Below are 21229 nucleotides of genomic sequence, written 5' to 3'. Positions count from 1 at the left end.
GATATGGCCCGAGGTCTAGTCCCGGGCCACACCACCTGGGTGATCAGGCCTCTGGTTCCTTGTGGGTCGTGACCGCGATGCGGTTCCAGGCGTTGATCGTGGAGATGGCCACCACCAGCGCCGCGAGCTGCGTGTCGTCGAAGTACTTGGCCGCCTCCCCCCACGCCTCGTCGCTGACGCCGGCGGAGTCGGCGAGCCGGGTCGCCTCCTCGGTCAGCGCGAGGGCGGCCCGCTCGGCCGGGCTGAACGACGGCGTCTCCCGCCAGGCCGCCACCCCCCAGATGCGTTCGTCGGGCTCCCCGGCCTTCTTCATGTCGGAGCTGTGCATGTGCACGCAGTAGGCGCACCCGTTGATCTGGCTGGCCCGCAGCTTGACCAGCTCGACGACCTGCGTCGGCAGCCCGCTCGACCGCAGGTAGCGCTCCAGCCCCAGCATCGCCTTGTACGCCTCGGGCGCCAGGGCGGCGACGTCGATTCTCATCTCAGACTCCTCAGTTTCTCTGGATTGCGGACGATGTCGACCTCGACGATTCGTCCCTGTCGGACCGCCAGCCCGTAGACCGCCGGCGGATCATCGCGGACCAGCCCGGGCGAGCCGTTGACCAAGGCCGGCCGGAACCCCGGCTTGGAGGTCGCGACCAGGAACCGCGCGACCTTCCCGGCCCCTTCGATCGGCCGCAGCGCCGCCTTGACCAGCCCGCCCCCGTCACTGCGCAGGACCACATCGGGATCGAGCACCACGAGCAGCCCGTCGATATCCCTCCCCGCGCAGGCCGCCGCGAACGCGTCCACGACCCGCTTGTGGTCTTCGACGCTGACGTCGAACCTCGGGGCCTTCTCCTGGACATGCCTGCGCGCCCTGGCGGCCAGCTGCCGGCAGGCGGCCGGGGTCCGCCCCACGGCCCGGCCGATCTCGTCGAAGGGGACCCCGAAGACGTCGTGCAGCACGAAAGCCGTGCGCTCGGCCGGGCTGAGGCTTTCGAGCACCACGAACATGGCGAGGCTGAGCGACTCGTCGAGGGTCACCCGGTCGGCCGGGTCGGCGTCGACGACGGGCTCGGGGAGCCAGGGGCCGACGTACTCCTCCCGGCGCTTCCTGGCCGACTTCAGGACGTCCAGGGCCAGCCGGGAGACGGTGACCACGAGCCAGCCCTCGACGTCTTCCGGGACCTCCTCGGCCCGGTTGAGGCGCAGCCAGGCGTCCTGGACGACGTCCTCAGACTCGGCCAGATCACCCAGGAGGCCGTAGGCCAAGCGGACAAGTCTTGGCCGGATCGCCACATACGGTTCCACGCATAGAAGAACGACACAGGGCTAGAGGATGTGACATGGACTTCATCGAACTGACCGAACGCGCGTGGAAGGCGAACCGTGAGGGGGACGCCTCTTTCTACGACGCATACCTGACGGACGACCCGGTGGCGATCTCCCCGTGGGGGGTGGAGACCGACCGGGCCGCCATCCTGCGGACGTTCGCGGAGAACGAGAACCCGTACACGCGGACGGACCAGTCGGAGCACCGGGTGGTCCGGCTGAGTGACACCTCGGTCGTCCACACCGCCCGGGTGGAGATCGACTCCGAGCGGGGGACGATGGTCGTTCACGCGACCACGACGATGGTTCTCGACTCTTCCGGGGCCTGGCGGGCTGCCGTCTTTCAGATCACGCCGGTGGCCTAGCGGACGGCCTGGCAGCTGAGGCCGTCACCGGCGATCCTCGTGGCGCCTGCGATGACGTCTGTCGTGAGGTGTTTGCAGGCGAGGTAGGGGTCGCCCTGGCCTCGGTAGATCAGGCCCGATCCCTGCGGGGTGTAGCACCGCAGGCCTGAGGCCTCGTAGAGGCCCAGCCAGGCCTGCGGGTGGATCTTCGCGGCGCAGTATTCGCCGATGCTGAGAGGGCCGAAGTTGAGATTCACGATGACGGCTTGAGCCGGGGCGGTGAGGACTGTCGTCGCGGTGAGGGTGGCGGCGGCTAGGAGGGTCAGGGCGCGGCGGAGCATGAGGCCTCCTGGGGGTTGGTGTCGTCATGCGGAGTATTTATTAGGAAACTTTCCTATGCAAGATGCCACCGACGTGGGGAAATAGCCGCCTCCTCATCACCCGGTGATCCGATCGGCCGAAAGTGGCGAGTTGCGGTGCCCGGGTCGTCACGGAGCGAAGCGAATATTGACTATCAGTTGAAAATAGGGCGAAATAGGGTTGGCGCAAAGAAGGGTGTGCCGGTTGGCGAACAACCACGAACTCACGACCCCGCTGCCCGAAAACGTATTTCCGGCAAACCTCGACGTCGCGGAATTGCTGGCCACGGGATGGCGGCCGTCCCCCTTTCGGCAGTTCATCCTCAAGGTGCACAGCCGATGCGATCTCGCCTGCCCGGGCTGCTACGTGTATGAAATGGCCGACCAGGGCTGGCGCGATCAGCCGCGCCAAATGTCGCCCGACATCGTGAAGCACACGGCATTCCGCATAGCGGAACACGCCCGCACCCACCGGCTCGCCGATATCGACGTCATCCTGCACGGAGGGGAACCGCTCCTCGCCGGGCCGGAATCCCTCGCCCATATCGTGCGGACGATCCGCGGGGAATGCTCGGAGATCGGCACCCGCGTACGGGTGAGCATGCAGACCAACGGAGTCCGCCTGAACGAGGCGTATCTGAGACTCTTCGATGAACTGGACATACGCATCGGAGTCAGCCTCGACGGAACCGCGGCGGCGCACGACAGGACTCGGCTCTTCGCGAACGGCAGGGGCAGCCACCGGCAGGTGAGCCGGGCGCTGCGCTCGCTGACCGACGGGCCGTTCCACCATTTGTTCGCCGGCATCCTGTGCACGATCGACCTGAGAAACGACCCTCTGGAGACCTATCACGCATTGCTGGAATTCGACCCGCCGAGCGTCGATTTCCTGCTGCCCCACGGCAACTGGGCGGCGCCGCCCCCGGAACGCGAGCCCCATTCGCCGTTGACGCCTTATGCCGACTGGCTCATCGAGATATTCGACGAGTGGCGGGGGGCGGTGACGTTCCGTACTGAGATCCGGCTGTTCCACGAGATTCAGCGGTTGCTTTCCGGCTTCCCGTCGCGGACCGAGGCGGTGGGCCTGTCGCCCTCATTGATGATGGTCGTGGAGACCAACGGCGACATCGAGCAGTCCGACATCCTGAAATCGGCCTATGAAGGCGCCTCGGCGACCGGCCTCCACGTGCGGGACCACCCGTTCGACGCGGCCCTCGGCTTCCCCGCGATCGTCGCGCGGCAACTCGGCGCGGCCGCGCTCGGCCCGGAGTGCACCGCCTGCGACCTGATGGAGGTCTGCGGCGGCGGCCTCTACGCCCATCGCTTCCGGCCGGGCGCCGGCTTCCGCGGCCCTTCGGTCTACTGCCCCGACCTCTATCGGCTGATCTCGTACATCAGCGATCGGCACGCCCGTGACACCGCCCGATTGAAGGGACGTGTATGACTACGGTCTCTGACAAGACCTTCCGCGCGCTGGCCGAGGAACCCGCCAACGCGGAAGCGGCCGAAGAGCTCAACGGCATACAGGTCCGCCGCCGCATCGGGCTGCTCCGGGGGGTCGTCGAGGAATCCCGATTGTCCGGCCACCCCGACGCTGCCCTGGCCGACGCGGCCCATGCCACCCTGCTCGCCCTGGAGGCGGACGCTCCCGCCGCGGTGGGCCGGATCCTGCAGCACCCCGCCGTCGGCGCCTGGGCCTGGCGGACGTTCCGCTCACTCCGGGCACGCGGCCAGGAACGGCCTGCCCGCCTGGCGGCCGTCGCCCTCGCGGCGGCCGTCGCCTCGGGTGCGTCGTGCCGCGTGAAGGCGCTCCTCGACGACGACGGCGGCCTGATGCTGCCCGGCCTCGGCCGGCTGGCCCCCGCCGGGACCTCAGGAGAGATCGAGGTGGCCGGCGGCGTCCTCGATGCGGGCGACTGGAGCGCCGAAGCCGATCCGGCCGCCGACGGGCCCGCCTGGCAGGTGCTGCACCGGATCCGTATCGACGACGGCTTCTCGGTCACCCTCGACGACCTCGACCCCTACCGCTGGCCGGAGCCCAACCGCGTGACCCCCCGGCTCGCCTCCGAAGACCTGCCCGCCTGGCGGTCCCTGCTCCCCGAAGCCTGGCACGTCCTGCGCGAGAACCATCCGGGCGTCGCCGAGGAGGTCGTGGCGATCGTGCGGGCCCTCACCCCCATCGCGGCACCGCCGGAAGGCGTCAGCAGTTCGTCGGCCAGGGAGACCTTCGGCACCATCGCCATGTCCGCCCCGAAGGGCTCCCCCGCCTGGCTCGCCGAGACGTTCGCCCACGAGATCCAGCACGCCAAACTCGACGCGCTCATGCACTTGGTCCCGCTGGTGCGCTACGAGCGGACCGAAACCTACTACGCCCCCTGGCGGCCCGACCCCAGACCCGCTCACGGCCTTCTCCAGGGCGCCTACGCCTACCTGGGGGTCACCGAGTTCTGGCAGCGCCAGCATCCGTACGAAGGCATCCGCGGCCGCGTCGAACTCGCGCGGTGGCGGGAGGGCGTGCGGCTCGTCCTCGACACCCTGGAGAACGAGCGTCTCCTCACCTCCGCCGGGATCACCTTCGTCGAGGGCATGCGCGTCCGCCTCGGCACGGTGCTGGCTGAGGCTCTCGACGAAGAGGCGCTGACCGCCGGCAGGAAGGCGGCCGACGGGCACCGGGCCTCCTGGGAGGCCCGGCACGGGTCGTCAGATCGGTAGCGGGTCGAAGTCGCAGTCGATGCGGTTGCCCGACGCGGCGGTCACCGCGTCTGGCTGGCCGAGGTCGAGCCGCTCCAGGTAGAGGTCGGCCGCCTCCGCCTTCAGTTTGTCCGCGTCGGGCGCGCCGACCGCCTCCCGGTCGAGAGCCAGGTTGGCGGCGCAGGCCATGGCCAGGAAGTGGTCGCGGCCGAACAGGCGCGTGAGCTGGTCGAGCGTGGCCTCGCCGTGCTGCCGCGCCTCCTCGCGACGGCCCAGGGCGGCCAGGTCACTGGCCAGGTTCACCGCGCACGAAAGGACGTAGTGGTGGTCGGGGCCGAGCCGTTCGGTCAGGCCGTCGCGGGCGGTCTCATTGAGGACGCGCGCCTCTTCGGGCTTGCCGAGCAGGCGGTGCAGGATCGCCAGGTTGGTCATGCAGGCGAGCGTGAACGGGTGCTCGTCGCCGTACACCAGCGGATAGGTTCTGGTCATCTCCGCGGCCAGTTCGTACGCCTCGGCGAGGTCTCCGCGCACCCGCAGGACGTTGGAGACGTTCACGGCGGCCGCGATCGTGTCGGGATGGCGGGCGCCGAAGAGCCGGGTAAGCCGGGTGTGAGTGTCTCGCGCGATGTCGATGGCCTCGTTGAGGGCGCCCGCGCGCCGTTGGGCGATCGACAGGTCCTTCGCGGTGATCAGGGTGGCCCAGTGGTCGCGGCCGAGCTTCTGCACCCCGAACGCCATGGCGGCCTCACCGGTGTCGCAGGCCTCCTCGAAACCGTTGGTGAGCCGCACGGCCCGGGCCATGCTGTTGCGCGAGAGCAGCACGATCTCGGCGCTGGCCGGGTTGAGTGCCTCACTCTGTGCCAGGTAGACCTCGGTGTGGAGCTTTCTGGCCTGTTCGTAGCGGCTGTTGAGGCCGTAGTCGAGGGCGAGGCTGTTCTTGGCCCGGAGGGTGAGCACGTGGTCTTCGCCGAGCAGGCGCTCATGCTGGCGGACCGACTCTTCGTCGAGTTCGAGCGCGGTCCGGAAATCGCCGCGGGCGCGCATGCTGCCGCCGAGACCGTTGGTCGCGATCAGGGTCTCGGGGTGCTCCGCACCGAACTCGGCGATCACCATGTCGAGGGTGGCGCGGTCGAGATCGTAGACCGTGCTGTACTCACCCATGCGGCGCAGGATGTTGGCCTGGTGGCGGCGGGCCCGCAGTACGTCGGGGTGGTTCTCCCGGGACTTGCCCCAGTCGTTGATGAAGGTGTCGACCAGTTCCAGCGCCGACGGGTAGTTACCTGAGGAGTAGAGGTAGCGCACCACGTTGAGGGCGAACTCACGGACTTCGGGCTCGGACGACCCCAGCAGTTGCGAAGGCCCGACATGGGGCACCAGATCGGCGAAGTCACCCCATTTGGAGTTGTCGTCGGGCACTTGCGGCGCGCTTCCCGCGAGCAGGCGGTGGACCTCCGCGCGGTGCTGCGTCTGCCGTTCCTCGTCGAGGTCGGCCCGCAGCAGCGCCTGGATCAGCCGGTGCACCTGGATCGTCCGGTTGTCGGGGTCGCTCCGGATGAGCGCGTAGCGGCTGAGCTCCTTCACCGACTTGTCGAACATGATCGGGTCGGCCAGCAGTTTCTCCAGGCTCGGCGCGTTGGCCTTGTTGCCGCGCCGGTACACGTCGAGGGGGATCGGGTCGGGCCCGAAGAAGGCGCAGCATCGCAGCAGGTTGAGCGCGATCGGGAGGCGTTCTTCCAGCAGCGACATCGACACCCGCCAGGCTGCCGTCATCGTCAGGGGGTAGTCCTTGGCCCGGTCGGTGTCGAGGAGCCGCGCGGTCTGCTTGTCGAGCAACTCGATGTAGTCGTCGACCGTCATGGTGCTGCGCCGCTGCAACGCGCCGACCTGTTCGAGGGCCAGCGGCAGGTCACCCAGTTTGTCGGCCAGCCGGAACGCCTCTTCTCTGGTGATGCGCGACCCCAGTCTCTTCGTGAGGAACTCGATGCTCTCCTCCCGGGAGAACACGTCGACCTGCAGGGACCGGAACTGGTCGTCCCAGTTCGGGTCGCGCGAGGTGATGATCACGTGGCCGGGACCGCGCGGGATGAACTTCTCGATCCGCGCGTCTTCCGCGTTGTCGAAGATCAGTAGCCAGTTGTTGTACGGAGCACCCTGTTCCAGCGCTTCACGCACGGCGTCGGCCGCCTCCTCCACGCCCACGACCGATGCGGGGGTCAGCCCGAGATGGGGCGCCATCGCCGCCAGGGCGGAGGAGACCAGGTAGTACTGGTCGGCCGGGATCCACCAGATCAGGTCGTAATGGGAGCGGTAGCGGTAGGCGTATTCGATGGCCAGGTGGGTCTTGCCGACACCGCCGTATCCCTGCAGCGCCTGCGGCAGCGGGATGACAGCGGTCACCGAGCGGGTGCCCTCACGTAGCTGATGCAGCAGGCTCTCCCGTCCGGTGAAGTTCCGGTTCCGGGGTGGGACCCGCTCGAAGATCTCCGGTTGCTTGTCCCCGAGTGAGTGCGTCGCTAGCGAGGAGGGTTCGGCGACCATCAGACCTCCGCTGCTTCCATGAAAAGATTACTTGCTTCGCGCCAGAGCCTGTTCAAAACTCATCTATACAGCAAGTTCGTCAATGGCGCCCGGGCCGCGAAAGGCGGCCAACCGTAACTCCCATTTCGGCTGCCGCTGAAGGCGAGGACTTAATGATCGATGCTGCGCGTGGTACTGCGGCGAGCGGGGAACCACTCCTGAACGCCGCCAGCGAAGTGCCCTACGCAACCCTCCGTGGGCTGCTGGAACACTTCGTCGAAGCCCCTGCCACGACGAGTTCGGGGTTCCAGAACTTCATCTGACACAACGGCGGGAGGGTCGTGTACCGATGATGATCCGCGCCCTCCCGGCCGCCTGCCCGCAGGGCCGAAAAAATACCACCGGTCATCTCGCCGTGACTGGCTCTACAGTCAGGAACGAACATCCGGCCGATGAGGTGGAGCAATGCATGGGCGAAATGCGCGACGAGGATTGGGAACGGCTCATTTATCAATTGAGGGCCGGCCACTGCACTCCTTTCGTGGGCGCCGGCGCCTCAGCGAGCGTTCTCCCGTCGGGCGCCGAGCTCAGTGAGAAACTCGCGGCCATGTGCGGTTACCCAGGGCCGAACGGCACCGAACTCCTCCGGGTGGCCCAATACGCTGGCGTGAAGTACGGCGATCTCCACTACGTCAAGAACCGGGTCCGGGACGTGCTGACCGAGGACGCCAAGACACCCGACTTCACCAACCCGAACGAGCCGCACGCCCTGCTGGCCGACTTCCCGTTGCCGGTCTACCTGACCACCAATTACGACGACTTCATCGTCCAGGCGCTCGCGACGCGTACGAAGTCGGCCATCGCGGCCATCTGCCCGTGGACCGAAACCATCGCCCCCGACCCGTTGTTCGCCGAGACCCCCGGCTTCAACCCCAGCCCGGCGACCCCGCTCGTCTACCACCTGCACGGCGCGATGCGCGATCCGGCCAGCTTCGTGCTGGCCGAAGACGACTACATGGTGTTCCTGCGCAATTTCATCATCGAGCGCACCAACGGCACGACCCGGATGTTCCCTCCGTCGATCCTCGCCGCGCTGACCACCCGCCCGCTGCTGTTCGTCGGATACAGCCTGCAGGACTCGACGTTCCGGATGCTGTTCCAGGAACTCGGCCGGTCGATCCCGGCGATCAGCAGGCGTCGCCATGTGAGCATCCAGCTCGCCCCCACCTCGGGCTACACCATCGAGGACATGGAGGGCCTGCTGAACTGGTATTACGCCGAGTGGCAGATCTCGGTCTACTGGGGGGGCATCGACGAGTTCTGCAAGGAGTTACGCGAGCGGATGGGAGCCATGCCGTGACCGGCCGAGATCAGCGGACCCTCGAACCCTACGTCGGCCTGCGCGCGTTCCGCCGTCAGGACAGCGGCAAGTTCTTCGGCCGGGCCCGTGAGGCGCACGAGGTCTGCGATCTCTGGCGGTCCAACCAGATCACGGTGCTGTCCGGCCCGTCGGGCGCGGGGAAGACCTCCCTGCTCAACGCGGGCGTCATGCCCCTGCTCGATCCGTCGCAGAACGACATCCTGCCGGTGGGACGGGTCTCGGTCACCTCCACGTCTCCCCGGGAAGCGCTGCCCGAGCACAATCCCCATGTCTACGCGCTCCTCTCGTCGTGGTCCCCGGGGGAGCGCCCGTCCCGGCTGGCCAGCCTCACCCTTGAGCGGTTCTTCCTGCGCCGCCCGCCCAGGCAGGACCGCTATGGCGATCCGGTGCTCCGCCTGGCCTCGATCGACCAGGCGGAAGAGCTGTTCCTGGGGAACCACCGGCGGACGCCGTATCACGAGTGGTTCCTCGACCAGCTCTTCGCCGCCCTCAGCAAGGATCCCGACCTGCGGGTGCTGATCTCGATCAGGAACGACCAGGCCGGCGCCATACTCAGGGACGAACGCCTCCACGACGTCATGACCAAAGGGCGTTTCACGCTCGGCGCCCTGGAACCACCGGCCGCCACCCAGGCCATCACGGGTCCGCTCACCGGCACCGGCTACTCCTTCGACGACGCCGCCGCCCAGCGCCTGATCGACGACCTGAGCGGAGACGGCACCGCGCGGGAGTCGAAGGCCATCGAACCCGTCCAGCTCCAGGTCGTCTGCACGGTTCTCTGGGACTCGCTGCCTCCGGACGTCACTCACATCACGACCGACCACGTCATCCGGTACGCCAACGTGCGCAAGTCGCTGGAGAAGTTCGTCGACCAGACGATCGCCGAGGTCGCCCGCGACCACCTCGACGACGACACGACCCGTCTGCGCGCCTGGCTGCTCGACAACTTCGTCGCCGACTCGGCCAAGACGCCGGTCTATCGGGGCGAGACCATGACGGCCGGAATCCCGAACGATGTGGTCGCCGCCCTGGTCGACCACCACATCCTGACCCCGCGCCCGGGCGTCACGGGAGACGACTCCCAGTGGTACGAGCTGTCGCACGAGAGCCTCGTCCGCCTCATCCGTGCGGAGGCCGGCGACGTCGTGGTCGACAAGCGAACCGCCCAGCAGCTTCTCCACACCGCTCAGCACGCCCTCCGCGAGGGCGACTTCGCCCGTGCCCGCCGCGATGCCAGAGACGCGCTCGACCGCACCGACTCCTCCCGCCTCAAGGCCGAGATCGAGTCGTTCCTAGGGGACGTCGCCTTCCAGGACGGCCGGTACGCCACGGCCATCGACCATTACCGCGAGGCCGCCGCCCTCTTCGACGTCCACGGGCGTACGGAGAGTGTGGGCCGTCTGCTGGCCGCAAGCGGCCGGGCCCGTCGCGCGCTCGGCCAGACGCGGCGCGCCATTCAGGACATCAAGTCCGCCATCCAACGGGTTCCGGACGATCAGGGCATCCGCATCGAGCTCGCGTGGACCTATTGGTACGGGGGTCATGAGGACAACGCGCTCGGGACGCTCGACCGCGTGCTCGACGACGACGCCAACTCCTGGCCCGCCCTGCGCACCCGCGCCGAGATCCTTCTTCACCTTGACCGTACCGACGAGGCTCTGATCGACTTCGGGCGACTCGGCTCGATACGTGAGCCATGGGTCCGCGCCGCCTATGCGTACGCCCTGGCAAGCCGCGGGGATATCGACGAAGCGCGGAATGAGATCACCGCCGTACGCGCGACCACGGCGGAACACGGTCCCGCCCTCCTTTACGCGGCTCTGGTCGAGCAGAAGGCCGGAAATCTCACAGGAGCTGCCGATCTCGCCGCAGCCGCGATGTCGGCGAAGGCACCACCACTCCCGGCACATCTCCACCGCCTGGCCGAACGGGTGGCCGATGGCCAGTGAGGCCATCCGCAGGCCCACCACGCCCACCATCGCCTCGAATCGCGGCGCGTCGAAAATTCCGTAGACGCCGTACTTCGCGTACCGGCTCACGACCGTGATCGTCCACGAGACCACTCTCCACAGCAGCAGCGACCCCGCCACGAACGCGAACCCCCAGGCCAGCAGGGAAGCGGCCTGATCGACTCCGGAGACGGTCACCAGCGCACCGCCCAGCGGGGCCGCGACCGTCACGGCGGTGTGGCTGAGAAGACGGGAGACACTGGCGACCCGCGCCCGTTTGCGGCGCCTGACGTAGACGCCCTCATAACTGCGCATGGCGATGTTGGTGGCGGTGCCCCATCCGGTCAGCAGCAGGCCCAGCGCGAACGACGCCGGACTGGGGCGCAGGGCGATGGCCAGCATGGCGACGGCTGCGACGGCGAGCTGCACGTAGAGCACCCAGTTCTCCGGGCGGATGGTCCTGGCCAAGAACGTGCCCACGGTCCCGCCGATGCTCCCGAACATGAGGTAGAACCCGATGTCGGCGGCGTCGAGTTCGCTCGCGTACCCGGCGATGAAGACGACGATCAAGGCATTGATCATCAAGTTCGTCGTGCTCGTCAGGATGACGGCGACCATGAGGAACCGATGCCGGGCCAGCTCTCGCAGCCCTTCTCCCATCGACGCCCACAGCGGTTCCCGCCGACCACGGACTTCCGTCCGTCGCACTCGCGCCGAAGGCACGGTGAGCGCCGAGACGAGCAGGAAGAGCGGTGCGACCAGGAAGGGCACGGTGTGCTGCAGGCCGTAGAGGAATCCGGCCAGCGGCCGGGCGATCAGGGAGCCCACTTGGGTGCTGCGCTCGCTGGAGGCGAGGAACCGGGTCAGCCGGTCGCTGCGAACCATCGGGATCAGGGCCGCTTCGGCAAGGGAATAGGCGATCCACATCGCACCCTCGATGAAGGCCGCGGCCAGAATCACCGGAAGGGACAGAAAGTCGTAGACCAGCAGACCACCGACAAGTAGCAACATAAGTGCACGAACAACTTCGACCAACCTCATAAGCTGAGAAGGGTCGATTCTGTCTATGATCGCACCGAAAGGCAGATAAAACAGGAATCCCGGTAGTGCGAGCATGAAACTCGCCCAACCGACCGCCATGGGGGAGCCCGAATGGTCGAGAGCAAGGAGTGGATACGTCAGAGACAACGTTCGCGCCACGACCGTTGTGCTGGTGAGACCTATCCAGAAACCCATCAGCGACTGCCGCCGATCCACCCGCGGACCACCTTTCAGCGTTCAGCCCGCGGTCGGCCCATCTTCGTCGCAACGCTCTGATCACCAGCGACGCGAGGCAGAGACCCGGGCACCGCGGGGCTTCTCTGCCTAAAATTTCTTACTTTAGCGTCATATTTCTAACGCTTAAAGCACGATGCCAAATAGATTGTCAGGCACAGGAAATCGACCCCAAAACGGAGATTCGGCCTGCTTGTGGACCGTCTCGTATGGGAGGATTACCCATATTTATCTCCTCCCAATTGGAACGTTCCATCGAAACTTGGCAAAAACGCGACACAAGCTTCTTGCGGGAGGAAGCCATAACTAATTTCGGCCTCCCGCAACGAGAGGCCGAACAATCAGAGCCGCCTTGGGGAATCGAACCCCAGACCTTCTGTTTACAAGACAGATGCTCTGCCGATTGAGCTAAGGCGGCCGGAACCATGGCTAGTCTAGTACACACCTACCCTCGGCGCAGGCGACTCACCTCGTAGAGAGCGATGCCGGCCGCGACACCCGCGTTCAGCGATTCGGCCGCAGCCCCCATGGGAATCCGAACCACCTGGTCACAGGCCTCCCGCACAAGGCGAGACAGCCCCTTCCCTTCGGACCCCACCACGACAACCAGCGGCTCAGCAGCCAGCGTCATGTCCCCGATGTCAGTCCGAGACTCCCCGTCCAGCCCGACAACGAAGAGCCCGTCCTCGCGATACCCCTGCAACGCCTGCGTGAGGTTGGCCCCCCGAGCAACAGGAAGCGATGCCAGCGTCCCAGCGGAAGTCTTCCAAGCCCCCGCGGTAACCCCAGCAGACCGCCGCCCAGGCACCAACAAGCCGTGAGCCCCGAACGCAGCCGCAGACCGCGCGATAGCCCCCAGGTTCCGAGGATCGGTAACCCCGTCGAGAGCCACGATCAGCGGCACCTCAGCAGCTTCCTGAGCGAACCGCACCAGATCGATCGGATGCGCATACTCATAAGCCGGAATCTGCAGGGCCACCCCTTGGTGCACCCCACCCTCGGTCAACCGGTCAAGCTTCCCCCGGTCGACCTCGAGCAGCGCGATCCCCTTGTCAGCCGCGATCTTGATCGACTCCCGAACCCGGTCATCGTTCTCGATCCGCGCCGCGATATAGAGAGCCGAAGCAGGCACCCCGGCCCGCAGAGCCTCGACCACGGGATTCCGCCCGCCGATGTACTCAGGAGCGTCCTCGGACTTCCGAGCCCGCACAGGAGCCTTCCGAGGCGAAGCCCCGCCGCGCTCCTCGCGCGTGATCCGCTCGGCCCGAGCCTTGTCCTTGTACCAGTGCCGAGCCTCAGCGGGCGGCGTAGGCCCCTTGCCCTCAAGAGATCGCCGAACCTTGCCCCCGGTTCCCCGAGTGGCGCCCTGCCTTTTACGTCCCGCTGCCATAACTGAAAAGCCTATCCGTGAATTCGAGCAGCCCAGATCAGCGGGCCAGCTCCCAGCGGGGCCCCTGCGGCGTGTCCTCGACGACGACCCCTGCGGCCGCGAGCGACTCCCTGATGGCGTCGGCGGCCGCGTAATCCTTCCGGGCGCGGGCGGCCTGACGCTGCTCCAGGGCCACGGCCACCAGGGCGTCGACGACCTCGTGCAGGCCCGACTCCCCGGACGAGCGCCACTGCGGAGACCGGGGGTCGAGCCCCAGCACGCCCAGCATGGTCTGCGTCTCGGCGAGAAGCCTGGCCACCGCCTCCTTGTTGCCCTGCGAGAGGGCCACGTTCCCCTCGCGCACCACTTCGTGGATGACCGCCAGCGCCTGCGACACGTTCAGGTCGTCGTTGAGCGCGTCGACGAAGGCCTGCGGCAGCGGCGCGGTGGCGTCGACGTCGTGGATGACCTCGGCCGCGCGGGAGACGAAGCCCTCCAGCCGCCGGTAGCCGGCCGCCGACTCCTGCAGCGCCTCTTCGGAGTAGTCGATCGCCGACCCGTAGTGGGCCGAGACCAGGTAGTAGCGCAGCTCGACGGCGCGGACCTTGGTCAGCATCTCGGGGATCAGCAGCGAGTTCCCCAGGGACTTGCTCATCTTGGTGCCGCCGAGCTGCAGCATGCCGTTGTGCAGCCAGAAGCGGGCGAAGCCGTCGCCGGCCGCCTGCGACTGGGCGATCTCGTTCTCGTGGTGCGGGAAGATCAGGTCGACGCCGCCGCCGTGGATGTCGAAGGTGCCGCCGAGGTATTTCGTCGCCATCGCCGAGCACTCGAGGTGCCAGCCCGGACGCCCGCGGCCCCACGGAGTCGGCCAGGTCGGCTCGCCCTCCTTGGCGCCCTTCCAGAGCGCGAAGTCGCGCGGGTCGCGCTTCAGGGAGTCGGTGTCGGTGTCGCCGGCGGCCCGCATGTTCTCGAGCTTCTGGTTCGACAGCTTGCCGTAGCGGTCGGCGTAGGAGACCACGTCGAAGTAGACGTCGCCGGCCGAGGCGTAGGCGTGGCCCTTGTCGATCAGCCGGTGCATCAGCTCGATCATCTCGGGCACGTGGCCCATCGCCCGCGGCTCGACCGTGGGCGGAAGGCAGCCCAGCTGGTCGTACGCCCACGTGAAGGCCCGCTGGTTCCGCTCGGAGACCACGAACCACGGCACGCCCTCGTTGGCGGCGACGCGGATGATCTTGTCGTCGAGGTCGGTCACGTTGCGGCAGAACGTGACGTCGTATCCCGAATGGGTCAGCCAGCGGCGCAGCACGTCGAAGTTGACGCCCGAACGGATGTGACCGATGTGCGGCGGAGCCTGGACGGTCGCACCACACAGGTACATCGTGACCCGGCCGGGCTCAACCGGGGCGAATTCACGGACCGTTCGGGTGCTGGTGTCATAGAGTCTCAGGCTCACAAAGGCAAGGCTAACGCCTTCCCGGCCAGCACAGGCCGAGTTAAGAAACCGTGAGCGTCAGCCTCGGAGATACACCTTCTCCGGGGCGATCCGCACGATCACGCGCTCGTTGTCGGGAGAGCCCTCGACGAACGGTTTCCCTGCGTATTTGTGCGAAAGCTCTTGGATGAGGTCGCCGTGGGGGTCGTCGAATAGCGTCACCGAGCCCCTGACCTCGGCGTACACGTAGGGATCGGCCGGGTCGACGATCAGAATGGAGACGCGCGGGTCGCGTTCCATGTTGCGGTGCTTTCGGCGTCCCTTGACCGTCGAGAAGAGAATCGCGTCGCCGTCCGTGCGCACCCACACCACCGAGGCCTGCGGGCTTCCGTCGGGGTTGACGCTGGAGACGGTGGCGAAATTCGCCCCGTCGAACAAGGAACGAACGCCGTCAGGCAAGGTCTGCTCTCCCATAGGAGCGATCATGCCATTTCGTACGTGTCATAAAACGGCCGGGGGCGCCCGAGTCGCTAGGCTCGACACGCCATGGACGCGATTCCCCCCGCGACGGCAGGCCCGGCCTCCCGTCCGTCTTCCTCCGGATCCCGCCTGCTGAGCCGCGTGGCCGTGATCGCCGCGAGTCTCGCGGTCGCGGTGCTCGCCGGAGCCGCCTGCGTGCTCTCCTTCGACGACCTGCGGGCCCTCGCGCTCCAGGGCCAGGCCGACCCCGAGTTCGCCTACCTCTACCCCGCCGGCTTCGACGCCCTGCTGGTGGTCGCCCTGCTGGCGGTGCCGGTGGTGCGCCCCGGACGGCTGGTCATCCGCCTGCAGGCCGCCCTCATCCTCATCCTGCTGCTGATCGCCGCCGCCGCGGCCGACGTCGTGGTGGCCTCGGGCGCGGTCATCGCCGTCCGTCCGGCCGCCGTGGTGGTGGCCCTGGTGCCCTGGATCATGCTGGTCGTGGGCCTGTGGCTGTTACTTCTGATCGTCCGGTACGCCCAGACGAAGAGCGCCGACCTCGACGACGACCCCGACGACGACGTGATCCCGTTCGTCCGCACCGCCCACGTGACCACGCCCCCCGACTACACCCCGCCGACCCCGGTGAGCCCGGTGACCGAAACGGTCGCTCCCCCGGAGCTGGCGCCCCCGCTCACCCCCTCCCCGCCGCCGCGCCCCGCCCGCTGGGGCGACCTGATCCGGCCCAACGTCGGCGACGTCCTCGTCCACCCGCTCCCCGAGCCCGACGACGAGACCGACAAGAAGTACGGCGAGGCCGCCGCCCAGGCCGCCGAGAAGCTGAGCCGCCGCGACGAGTCCGAGGTCGACACCCAGCCGATGCGCAGCCTCCCGGTCGACCCCGACCCGGAACACGGCCCGGAATCCGCCGACCCGGAGGAGTTCGAGTCCGCCGCAAGGCGCGAGCCCTACGACGACGAGGTCCCCGCCCCTCCCTCGGGCCACCTCCGCAGCACCCCGACCCCCCCGAGCGACTCCTGACCCCGGAAAGCAGAAGGCCCGCCGCAGCTCCTATCGAGGAGCCACAGCGGGCGCTTCGTGCGGGTTTCGGTGTCAGGTTCGGCGACGTCTCTCGGAAAAGGCCGGTGCCCGGCGGCCGGTGCGGCCGTCGGGCATCAACCTCTGCGGGCAGGTCAGACCCTGGTCCGGCCTCGCAGCGCGGCGACGGCGCCGACTCCGATGACGGCCAGGACGACCTGCATGACCAGTTCGATCCAGTCGATCCCATCGGTCGTCGCGACACCCAGAGACTGGGCGATCGCCGTGCCGATGAGGGCGGCGACGATGCCGACGACGATGGTCAGGATCCAACCGATCGGCTGACGGCCGGGCAGAACCAGTCGGCCCAGCACACCGATGACGGCACCGATGACGATGGCGCCGAGAATGGTCTCGATGGTCATTATTCGACCTCCCCTTGAGGGTGACACCTTCACGCTCAAGCGGTCGAATACCCTGTAACGGCAAAATATGCCTGGCGCCGGAATTTTTTAGATCCCGCTGTGCCCAGGCCGGCCGGTGGCCCCGCCGTGCCCACGCCCGCGACCTGCGGTGATGCCCCGCCCCGCGACGAAGCCGACGCCGATCACGGCCAGCACGAGCTGGAGGATGTGCTCCCACCAGTCGAACCCCCGCGTGTTGGCGAACCCGAACAGCGCCGCGATGAGCGACCCGATGAGCGCGGCGACGATTCCCACCAGGATCGTCATCCCGATGCTGATGTTCTGCCGCCCCGGCAGGATCAGGCGCGCCAGCGCCCCAATCACCACACCGATGATGATGGCGCCAAGGATCGAAGCGATCATGACATTCCCCCCGACGAGGTGACATCTGCACCTCTAGGGGATGAAGTACCCAAAAAGGGACGGCGATCCACGCACCGCGCCTGGTTACGGAATCGCCGCCCCAACCGCATATGAGACGCCGCATCCCGGACACCGGTTGCCATCCACTTTGGAACGAACCAAAGCGTTATCTCCGCCGGCCATCTCCTGCGACAAAACGAACTCCAAGAGCCTGATGTGACAGACGCGGCAAACAGAACCCCGCGCCGTTACGGCTCCGCCCACCCCGGCACCGCCAGCCGCCCGAGCGACGGCCGCTAACCGGCGCTCCTCGCCCGCTCATACAAAGCCCCGCAACGCCGAAACGGGCAGCCCAAGTCGCAATCAGCCGCGACAGCGAACCGAAAGAAACCCAAGCCACACCGAGGTTCGCGAAGTCTAAAGGGCGACGATCAACGCATTGGCGATCGCCGCGATCCCCTCGCCGCGACCCGTCAGCCCCAGCCCGTCGGTCGTGGTCGCGCTGACGCTCACGTCAGCCCCCACCGCCGCACCGAGCGCCTTCTCCGCCTCACCGCGACGCGGAGAAAGTTTGGGCCGGTTCCCGATGATCTGCACCGCGACGTTGCCGATCTCGAAGCCGGCCTCACGCACCAGCCGCGCCGTCTCGGTCAGCAACGTCACCCCGGACGCCCCCGACCAGCGGGGATCCGACGTGCCGAAGACCTTGCCCAGGTCTCCCAGCCCGGCCGCCGACAGCAGCGCGTCGCAGCACGCGTGCGCCGCCGCGTCGCCGTCGGAGTGACCGGCCAGACCGGTCTCCCCGGGCCAGAACAACCCCGCCAGGTGAAGGTCACGCCCAGAAGCGAAAGGGTGGACGTCGACACCGACGCCCACCCTCGGAAGTTTTGCGCTCAGGAGTTCAGCACCTCGTCGAGCAAGGCTTCCGCTTTGTCCTCGTTGGTCTTCTCAGCCAGAGCGAGTTCGCTGACCAGAATCTGCCGAGCCTTCGCGAGCATCCGCTTCTCACCTGCGGAGAGTCCACGCTCGCGGTCGCGGCGCCAGAGGTCCCGAACCACTTCGGCCACCTTGTTGACGTCACCCGACGCGAGCTTCTCAAGGTTCGCCTTGTAACGGCGCGACCAGTTGGTGGGCTCTTCGGTGTGAGGCATGCGCAGGACGTCGAAGACCCTCTCGAGGCCCTCCTGACCGACCACATCGCGCACGCCGACGAGCTCCGCGTTCTCCGCAGGCACCTGGACGGTGAGGTCGCCCTTGTCGACCTTCAGTACCAGGTAGGTCTTTTCCTCACCCTTAATCGTCCGAGTGGTGATGGCTTCGATCCGAGCAGCCCCGTGATGGGGGTAGACGACCGTGTCGCCGACCTGGAAAGTCATGTGACAAGTACCCCTTCCGCTGTACTCCAGGGTACCACGCGCCAACACTCTCCCGGAACAGTGAAATCACCATAACTGCAGGTCAAAGCCTCATTTTGGGACTTGACAAGAGCTCTACTGTGTGAATCGCGCCGTCCGACAAGCGGGATGACCTGCGTCTCGAGTGTTCCCGGGGCGGTTATCGGACGGGCATGCCACGCCGATATGGTGATCCCCGCATACGATCGCGCGCGTTAGCAAGGAGATTCTCGACCGTGACCACGACCAGCCGCAGGGTGATCGCCATCGCCGCGTTTCTGGCCGCCGCCCCCGCGCTGGCCGCGTGTGGCGCCGGGACCGACGCGAACACCAACAAGCCCTACGCGCCGACCGAGTCCCAGGTTCTCATCCGCGACGGACAGTACGGCGTGAACGGCATGAAGGTCAGCCAGGCATACATGCTCGGCCCCGACCCGGGCGGCCAGATCCCCGCCGGCGGCACCGTGCCGCTCTACCTGTCGCTCACCAACGACGGCACCGCGCCCGACGTCCTGACAGGCGTCACCCCCGACCCCAACGCCGCCACGGCGGCCCAGGGCGGCGGCGTGCAGCTGCCGGTGGGCACCCTCGTCCACACGGGCACCGGCCCGAACCCGCAGATCCAGATCCAGGGCGTGAAGGCGGCCCTGCGCGGCGGCGAGAGCATCCCCCTGACCCTCAAGTTCCAGAACGCGGGCGAGGTGACCATGGTCGTCCCGGTCATCACCCGCAACCGCGAATACGCGACCCTCCCCCCGGTCCCGGGCGCCATCCCCGCCCCGCCGAAGCCGTCACCCGCCGCCACCCCGGCCGGCGAGTCCTCCGGCCACTGAGCCACCGAAAACGACCGGCCGCTCTCAGCGGCCGGTCGTTTTCGCGTTTCCAGACAGGCAAAAGCTCCTGCTCCGTAACGGAGCGGAGTTTTGGAAGCAGGCGTATGGCCGACCCGCGCGTCTTTGTTGCACGGGCCGGCGGAGCCGAGGGGGGTCTAGTCTTCGATCACCGGGTCGAACTTGTAGCCCAGCCCACGGACCGTCAGGATGCAGCGCGGGTTGGCCGGGTCGGACTCGACCTTGGCCCGTAGGCGCTTCACGTGGACGTCGAGGGTCTTGGTGTCGCCCACGTAGTCGGCGCCCCAGACGCGGTCGATGAGCTGGCCGCGGGTCAGCACCCGGCCGGCGTTGCGGAGGAGGACCTCCAGGAGTTCGAACTCCTTCAGCGGGAGCTGCACCTGGCGGCCTCTGACGGCCACGATGTGGCGGTCGACGTCCATGCGGACCGGGCCGGCGGCCAGGACGGCCGACTCGACCTCCTCCACGTCGCCCTGGCGGCGCAGGACGGCGCGGATGCGGGCTACGAGTTCGCGGGAGCTGAAGGGCTTGGTGACGTAGTCGTCGGCGCCGAGTTCCAGGCCGACGACCTTGTCGATCTCGCTGTCCTTGGCGGTGAGCATGATCACGGGGACCTTGGACCGCTGCCGGAGGGAACGGCAGACCTCGGTGCCCGGCAGGCCCGGGAGCATCAGGTCGAGCAGCACGAGGTCGGCGCCGTTGCGGTCGAAGGTTTCCAGCGCCTCGGGGCCGGTGGCCGCGACCGCGACCTCGAAGCCCTCTTTGCGCAGCATGTAGGAAAGGGCGTCGGAGAACGACTCCTCGTCTTCCACGACGAGTACCCGGGTCATGTGGCCGCCTCCAGGGGAGTTGACGTTGTGCGGGGTGTGGCGACCGCGACCCCGCCGAACGCGGGGAGGCGGAGAGTGAAGGTCGAGCCGGAGCCTTCCTTGCTCCAGACCGACACCTCGCCGCCGTGGGCGACGGCGACGTGTTTGACGATGGCCAGGCCCAGGCCGGTGCCGCCGGTCGAGCGCGAGCGGGCCGCGTCGACCCGGAAGAAGCGTTCGAAGATGCGTTCCTGGGCGCTCTCGGGGATGCCGATGCCCTGGTCGCTGATGCTGATCTCGACCGAGTCGCCGGCCGGGCGGGCGCTCACCACGACGCGGGTGTGCTCGGGGCTGTAGGCGACCGCGTTGTCGATCAGGTTGCGCAGGGCGGTGACGAGCAGTTCGTCGTCGCCCCAGATGTTGAGGCCGCCGGTGCCGCCCGCGACCAGCGTGATGTCCTTCGACGCGGCCTTGGTGCTGCACCGGTCGATGGCCTCGTGGACGGCCTCGTCGACCGGGACCGGCTCCGGGGTCGGGATCTCCTCGGCGCCCTGGATGCGGGACAGTGTGATCAGGTCCTGGATGAGGTAGGTGAGCCGGGCCGCCTCGTGCTGCATGCGGCCGGCGAAGCGGGTGACCGCCTCGGGGTCGTCGGCGGCGTCCTGGATCGTCTCGGCGAGCAGGCTGAGCGCGCCGACCGGGGTCTTGAGCTCGTGGCTGACGTTGGCGACGAAGTCGCGGCGGACCGCCTCGACGCGGAGCCGGTCGGTCTGGTCTTCGGCCAGGACCAGCACCTGACCCGTGGAGCCCAGCGGGGCCACGCGGACCGCGAACGAGGTCGACTCCTGGCCGAACTTCCGGCCGGACGTCTCGATCTCGCCCTCGCGGATCTCGCCGTCGCGGCGGACCTTGCGGGCCAGCGCGAGCAGTTCGGCCGAGATGAGCGTGTCGCCGCGGACCAGTCCGTAGGCGCGGGCCGCCGAGCTGGCCCGCAGGACGCGGTCCTCCCTGTCGAGTACGACCGCCGATGACGGCAGCACCGCCAGGAGCGAGGCCACGCCCGGAGACAGGGTCTCCTCCGGCGGGGAATCCGGCACTGAGGACGGTTCGGACTGCCGCCGGATCGCCAGCATGACGAGGGTGCCCACCAGGAACCCACCCATCGCGGCAAGACTCGCCAGCAACTCATTCACGCTTCGATGCTAGGTGGGAATACCCAT

Annotated in this window: 20 protein-coding genes, 1 tRNA gene and 1 pseudogene; 7 read left to right on the top strand and 15 right to left on the bottom strand. The window is 67.8% G+C overall.

Annotated features, from left to right (window positions below):
* Positions 1-43: 43 nt before the first annotated feature.
* Positions 44-481, bottom strand: a complete 438-nt coding sequence (locus FDA94_RS03890; RefSeq protein WP_137245640.1) for a carboxymuconolactone decarboxylase family protein — start codon at positions 479-481, stop codon at positions 44-46.
* Positions 478-1281, bottom strand: a complete 804-nt coding sequence (gene sigJ, locus FDA94_RS03885) for an RNA polymerase sigma factor SigJ (protein ID WP_281286530.1) — start codon at positions 1279-1281, stop codon at positions 478-480. Before sigJ ends, FDA94_RS03890 begins: the two co-directional genes overlap by 4 nt.
* Positions 1282-1328: 47 nt before the next feature.
* Here sigJ and FDA94_RS03880 point away from each other — a divergent pair, with 47 nt between their 5' ends.
* Entirely contained in the window at positions 1329-1679 is a 351-nt protein-coding gene (locus FDA94_RS03880; RefSeq protein WP_137245638.1) for a nuclear transport factor 2 family protein, read from the top strand.
* Here the strand turns inward: FDA94_RS03880 and FDA94_RS03875 are convergent.
* A complete protein-coding gene (locus FDA94_RS03875; RefSeq protein WP_137245637.1) occupies positions 1676-1999 on the bottom strand; it encodes a hypothetical protein in 324 nt (107 codons plus the stop codon). The two genes, FDA94_RS03880 and FDA94_RS03875, sit on opposite strands and share 4 nt — an antisense overlap.
* 214 nt (positions 2000-2213) lie before the next feature.
* Between FDA94_RS03875 and FDA94_RS03870 the strand changes: the two genes are divergently transcribed.
* Both FDA94_RS03870 and FDA94_RS03865 read left to right on the top strand, forming a co-directional pair.
* Positions 2214-3461, top strand: a complete 1248-nt coding sequence (locus FDA94_RS03870) for an FxsB family cyclophane-forming radical SAM/SPASM peptide maturase (protein ID WP_425460133.1) — start codon at positions 2214-2216, stop codon at positions 3459-3461.
* Positions 3458-4729, top strand: coding sequence for an aKG-HExxH-type peptide beta-hydroxylase (locus FDA94_RS03865; protein WP_137245636.1), 1272 nt, complete (start codon positions 3458-3460; stop codon positions 4727-4729). The genes FDA94_RS03870 and FDA94_RS03865 overlap by 4 nt, the downstream gene beginning before the upstream one ends.
* Here the strand turns inward: FDA94_RS03865 and fxsT are convergent.
* The gene (gene fxsT, locus FDA94_RS03860; RefSeq protein ID WP_246059500.1) at positions 4718-7246 is read right to left on the bottom strand and encodes an FxSxx-COOH system tetratricopeptide repeat protein; all 2529 of its coding nucleotides are present in this window, start codon (positions 7244-7246) and stop codon (positions 4718-4720) included. The two genes, FDA94_RS03865 and fxsT, sit on opposite strands and share 12 nt — an antisense overlap.
* A gap of 586 nt (positions 7247-7832) precedes the next feature.
* On the opposite strand from fxsT, the gene FDA94_RS03855 reads away from it, so the two are divergent.
* Together FDA94_RS03855 and FDA94_RS03850 are read left to right on the top strand one after the other, a co-directional pair.
* Positions 7833-8585, top strand: coding sequence for an SIR2 family NAD-dependent protein deacylase (locus FDA94_RS03855; protein WP_170990769.1), 753 nt, complete (start codon positions 7833-7835; stop codon positions 8583-8585).
* On the top strand, positions 8582-10555 hold the full coding sequence (locus tag FDA94_RS03850; protein WP_137245634.1) for a tetratricopeptide repeat protein: 1974 nt from the start codon (positions 8582-8584) through the stop codon (positions 10553-10555). Before FDA94_RS03855 ends, FDA94_RS03850 begins: the two co-directional genes overlap by 4 nt.
* A 399-nt stretch (positions 10556-10954) precedes the next feature.
* Here FDA94_RS03850 and FDA94_RS41460 read toward each other — a convergent pair.
* The 5 genes and pseudogenes from FDA94_RS41460 to FDA94_RS03825 all read right to left on the bottom strand — a co-directional run.
* Positions 10955-11791, bottom strand: a pseudogene (locus FDA94_RS41460) (MFS transporter); the annotation flags it as partial.
* A 384-nt stretch (positions 11792-12175) separates the two neighbouring features.
* Positions 12176-12248 (bottom strand) — tRNA-Thr (locus FDA94_RS03840).
* A gap of 27 nt (positions 12249-12275) precedes the next feature.
* Positions 12276-13220: a 23S rRNA (guanosine(2251)-2'-O)-methyltransferase RlmB gene (rlmB, locus tag FDA94_RS03835; protein ID WP_137245632.1), complete on the bottom strand. Its 945-nt coding sequence runs from the start codon at positions 13218-13220 to the stop codon at positions 12276-12278.
* A 37-nt stretch (positions 13221-13257) separates the two neighbouring features.
* Positions 13258-14652 carry a cysteine--tRNA ligase gene (gene cysS / locus FDA94_RS03830; protein WP_137245631.1) on the bottom strand — a complete coding sequence of 465 codons (1395 nt, stop codon included), beginning with the start codon at positions 14650-14652 and terminating at the stop codon, positions 13258-13260.
* Between the two features lie 57 nt (positions 14653-14709).
* The gene (locus FDA94_RS03825) at positions 14710-15105 is read right to left on the bottom strand and encodes a PPOX class F420-dependent oxidoreductase (RefSeq protein ID WP_062431355.1); all 396 of its coding nucleotides are present in this window, start codon (positions 15103-15105) and stop codon (positions 14710-14712) included.
* 72 nt (positions 15106-15177) lie between these two features.
* On the opposite strand from FDA94_RS03825, the gene FDA94_RS03820 reads away from it, so the two are divergent.
* On the top strand, positions 15178-16131 hold the full coding sequence (locus tag FDA94_RS03820; RefSeq protein ID WP_137245630.1) for a DUF2637 domain-containing protein: 954 nt from the start codon (positions 15178-15180) through the stop codon (positions 16129-16131).
* Between the two features lie 152 nt (positions 16132-16283).
* Here the strand turns inward: FDA94_RS03820 and FDA94_RS03815 are convergent, their stop codons facing one another.
* From FDA94_RS03815 to FDA94_RS03800, 4 genes are all read right to left on the bottom strand, one after another.
* Positions 16284-16553 carry a GlsB/YeaQ/YmgE family stress response membrane protein gene (locus FDA94_RS03815; protein ID WP_137245629.1) on the bottom strand — a complete coding sequence of 90 codons (270 nt, stop codon included), beginning with the start codon at positions 16551-16553 and terminating at the stop codon, positions 16284-16286.
* Positions 16554-16640: 87 nt separating this feature from the next.
* Positions 16641-16955, bottom strand: a complete 315-nt coding sequence (locus FDA94_RS03810) for a GlsB/YeaQ/YmgE family stress response membrane protein (protein ID WP_212735173.1) — start codon at positions 16953-16955, stop codon at positions 16641-16643.
* Positions 16956-17372: 417 nt separating this feature from the next.
* Entirely contained in the window at positions 17373-17831 is a 459-nt protein-coding gene (gene ispF, locus FDA94_RS03805) for a 2-C-methyl-D-erythritol 2,4-cyclodiphosphate synthase (RefSeq protein WP_137245628.1), read from the bottom strand.
* Between the two features lie 17 nt (positions 17832-17848).
* Positions 17849-18331 (bottom strand): CarD family transcriptional regulator, encoded by a 483-nt coding sequence (locus FDA94_RS03800; RefSeq protein WP_030451583.1) that lies wholly within the window; start codon positions 18329-18331, stop codon positions 17849-17851.
* Positions 18332-18585: 254 nt separating this feature from the next.
* Between FDA94_RS03800 and FDA94_RS03795 the strand changes: the two genes are divergently transcribed.
* Positions 18586-19182: a copper chaperone PCu(A)C domain-containing protein gene (locus tag FDA94_RS03795; RefSeq protein WP_137245627.1), complete on the top strand. Its 597-nt coding sequence runs from the start codon at positions 18586-18588 to the stop codon at positions 19180-19182.
* A 155-nt stretch (positions 19183-19337) separates the two neighbouring features.
* Here the strand turns inward: FDA94_RS03795 and FDA94_RS03790 are convergent, their stop codons facing one another.
* The gene (locus tag FDA94_RS03790) at positions 19338-20030 is read right to left on the bottom strand and encodes a response regulator transcription factor (protein ID WP_030451587.1); all 693 of its coding nucleotides are present in this window, start codon (positions 20028-20030) and stop codon (positions 19338-19340) included.
* On the bottom strand, positions 20027-21172 hold the full coding sequence (locus FDA94_RS03785) for a sensor histidine kinase (protein WP_137245804.1): 1146 nt from the start codon (positions 21170-21172) through the stop codon (positions 20027-20029). Before FDA94_RS03785 ends, FDA94_RS03790 begins: the two co-directional genes overlap by 4 nt.
* Between the last annotated feature and the right edge of the window lie 57 nt (positions 21173-21229).

This window comes from Herbidospora galbida (assembly GCF_005233835.1).
GTDB classification, from domain to species: Bacteria; Actinomycetota; Actinomycetes; order Streptosporangiales; family Streptosporangiaceae; genus Herbidospora; species Herbidospora galbida.
The sequence above is the reverse complement of the archived record's forward strand: the minus strand, read 5'-3'. Positions and strand labels throughout refer to the sequence as shown.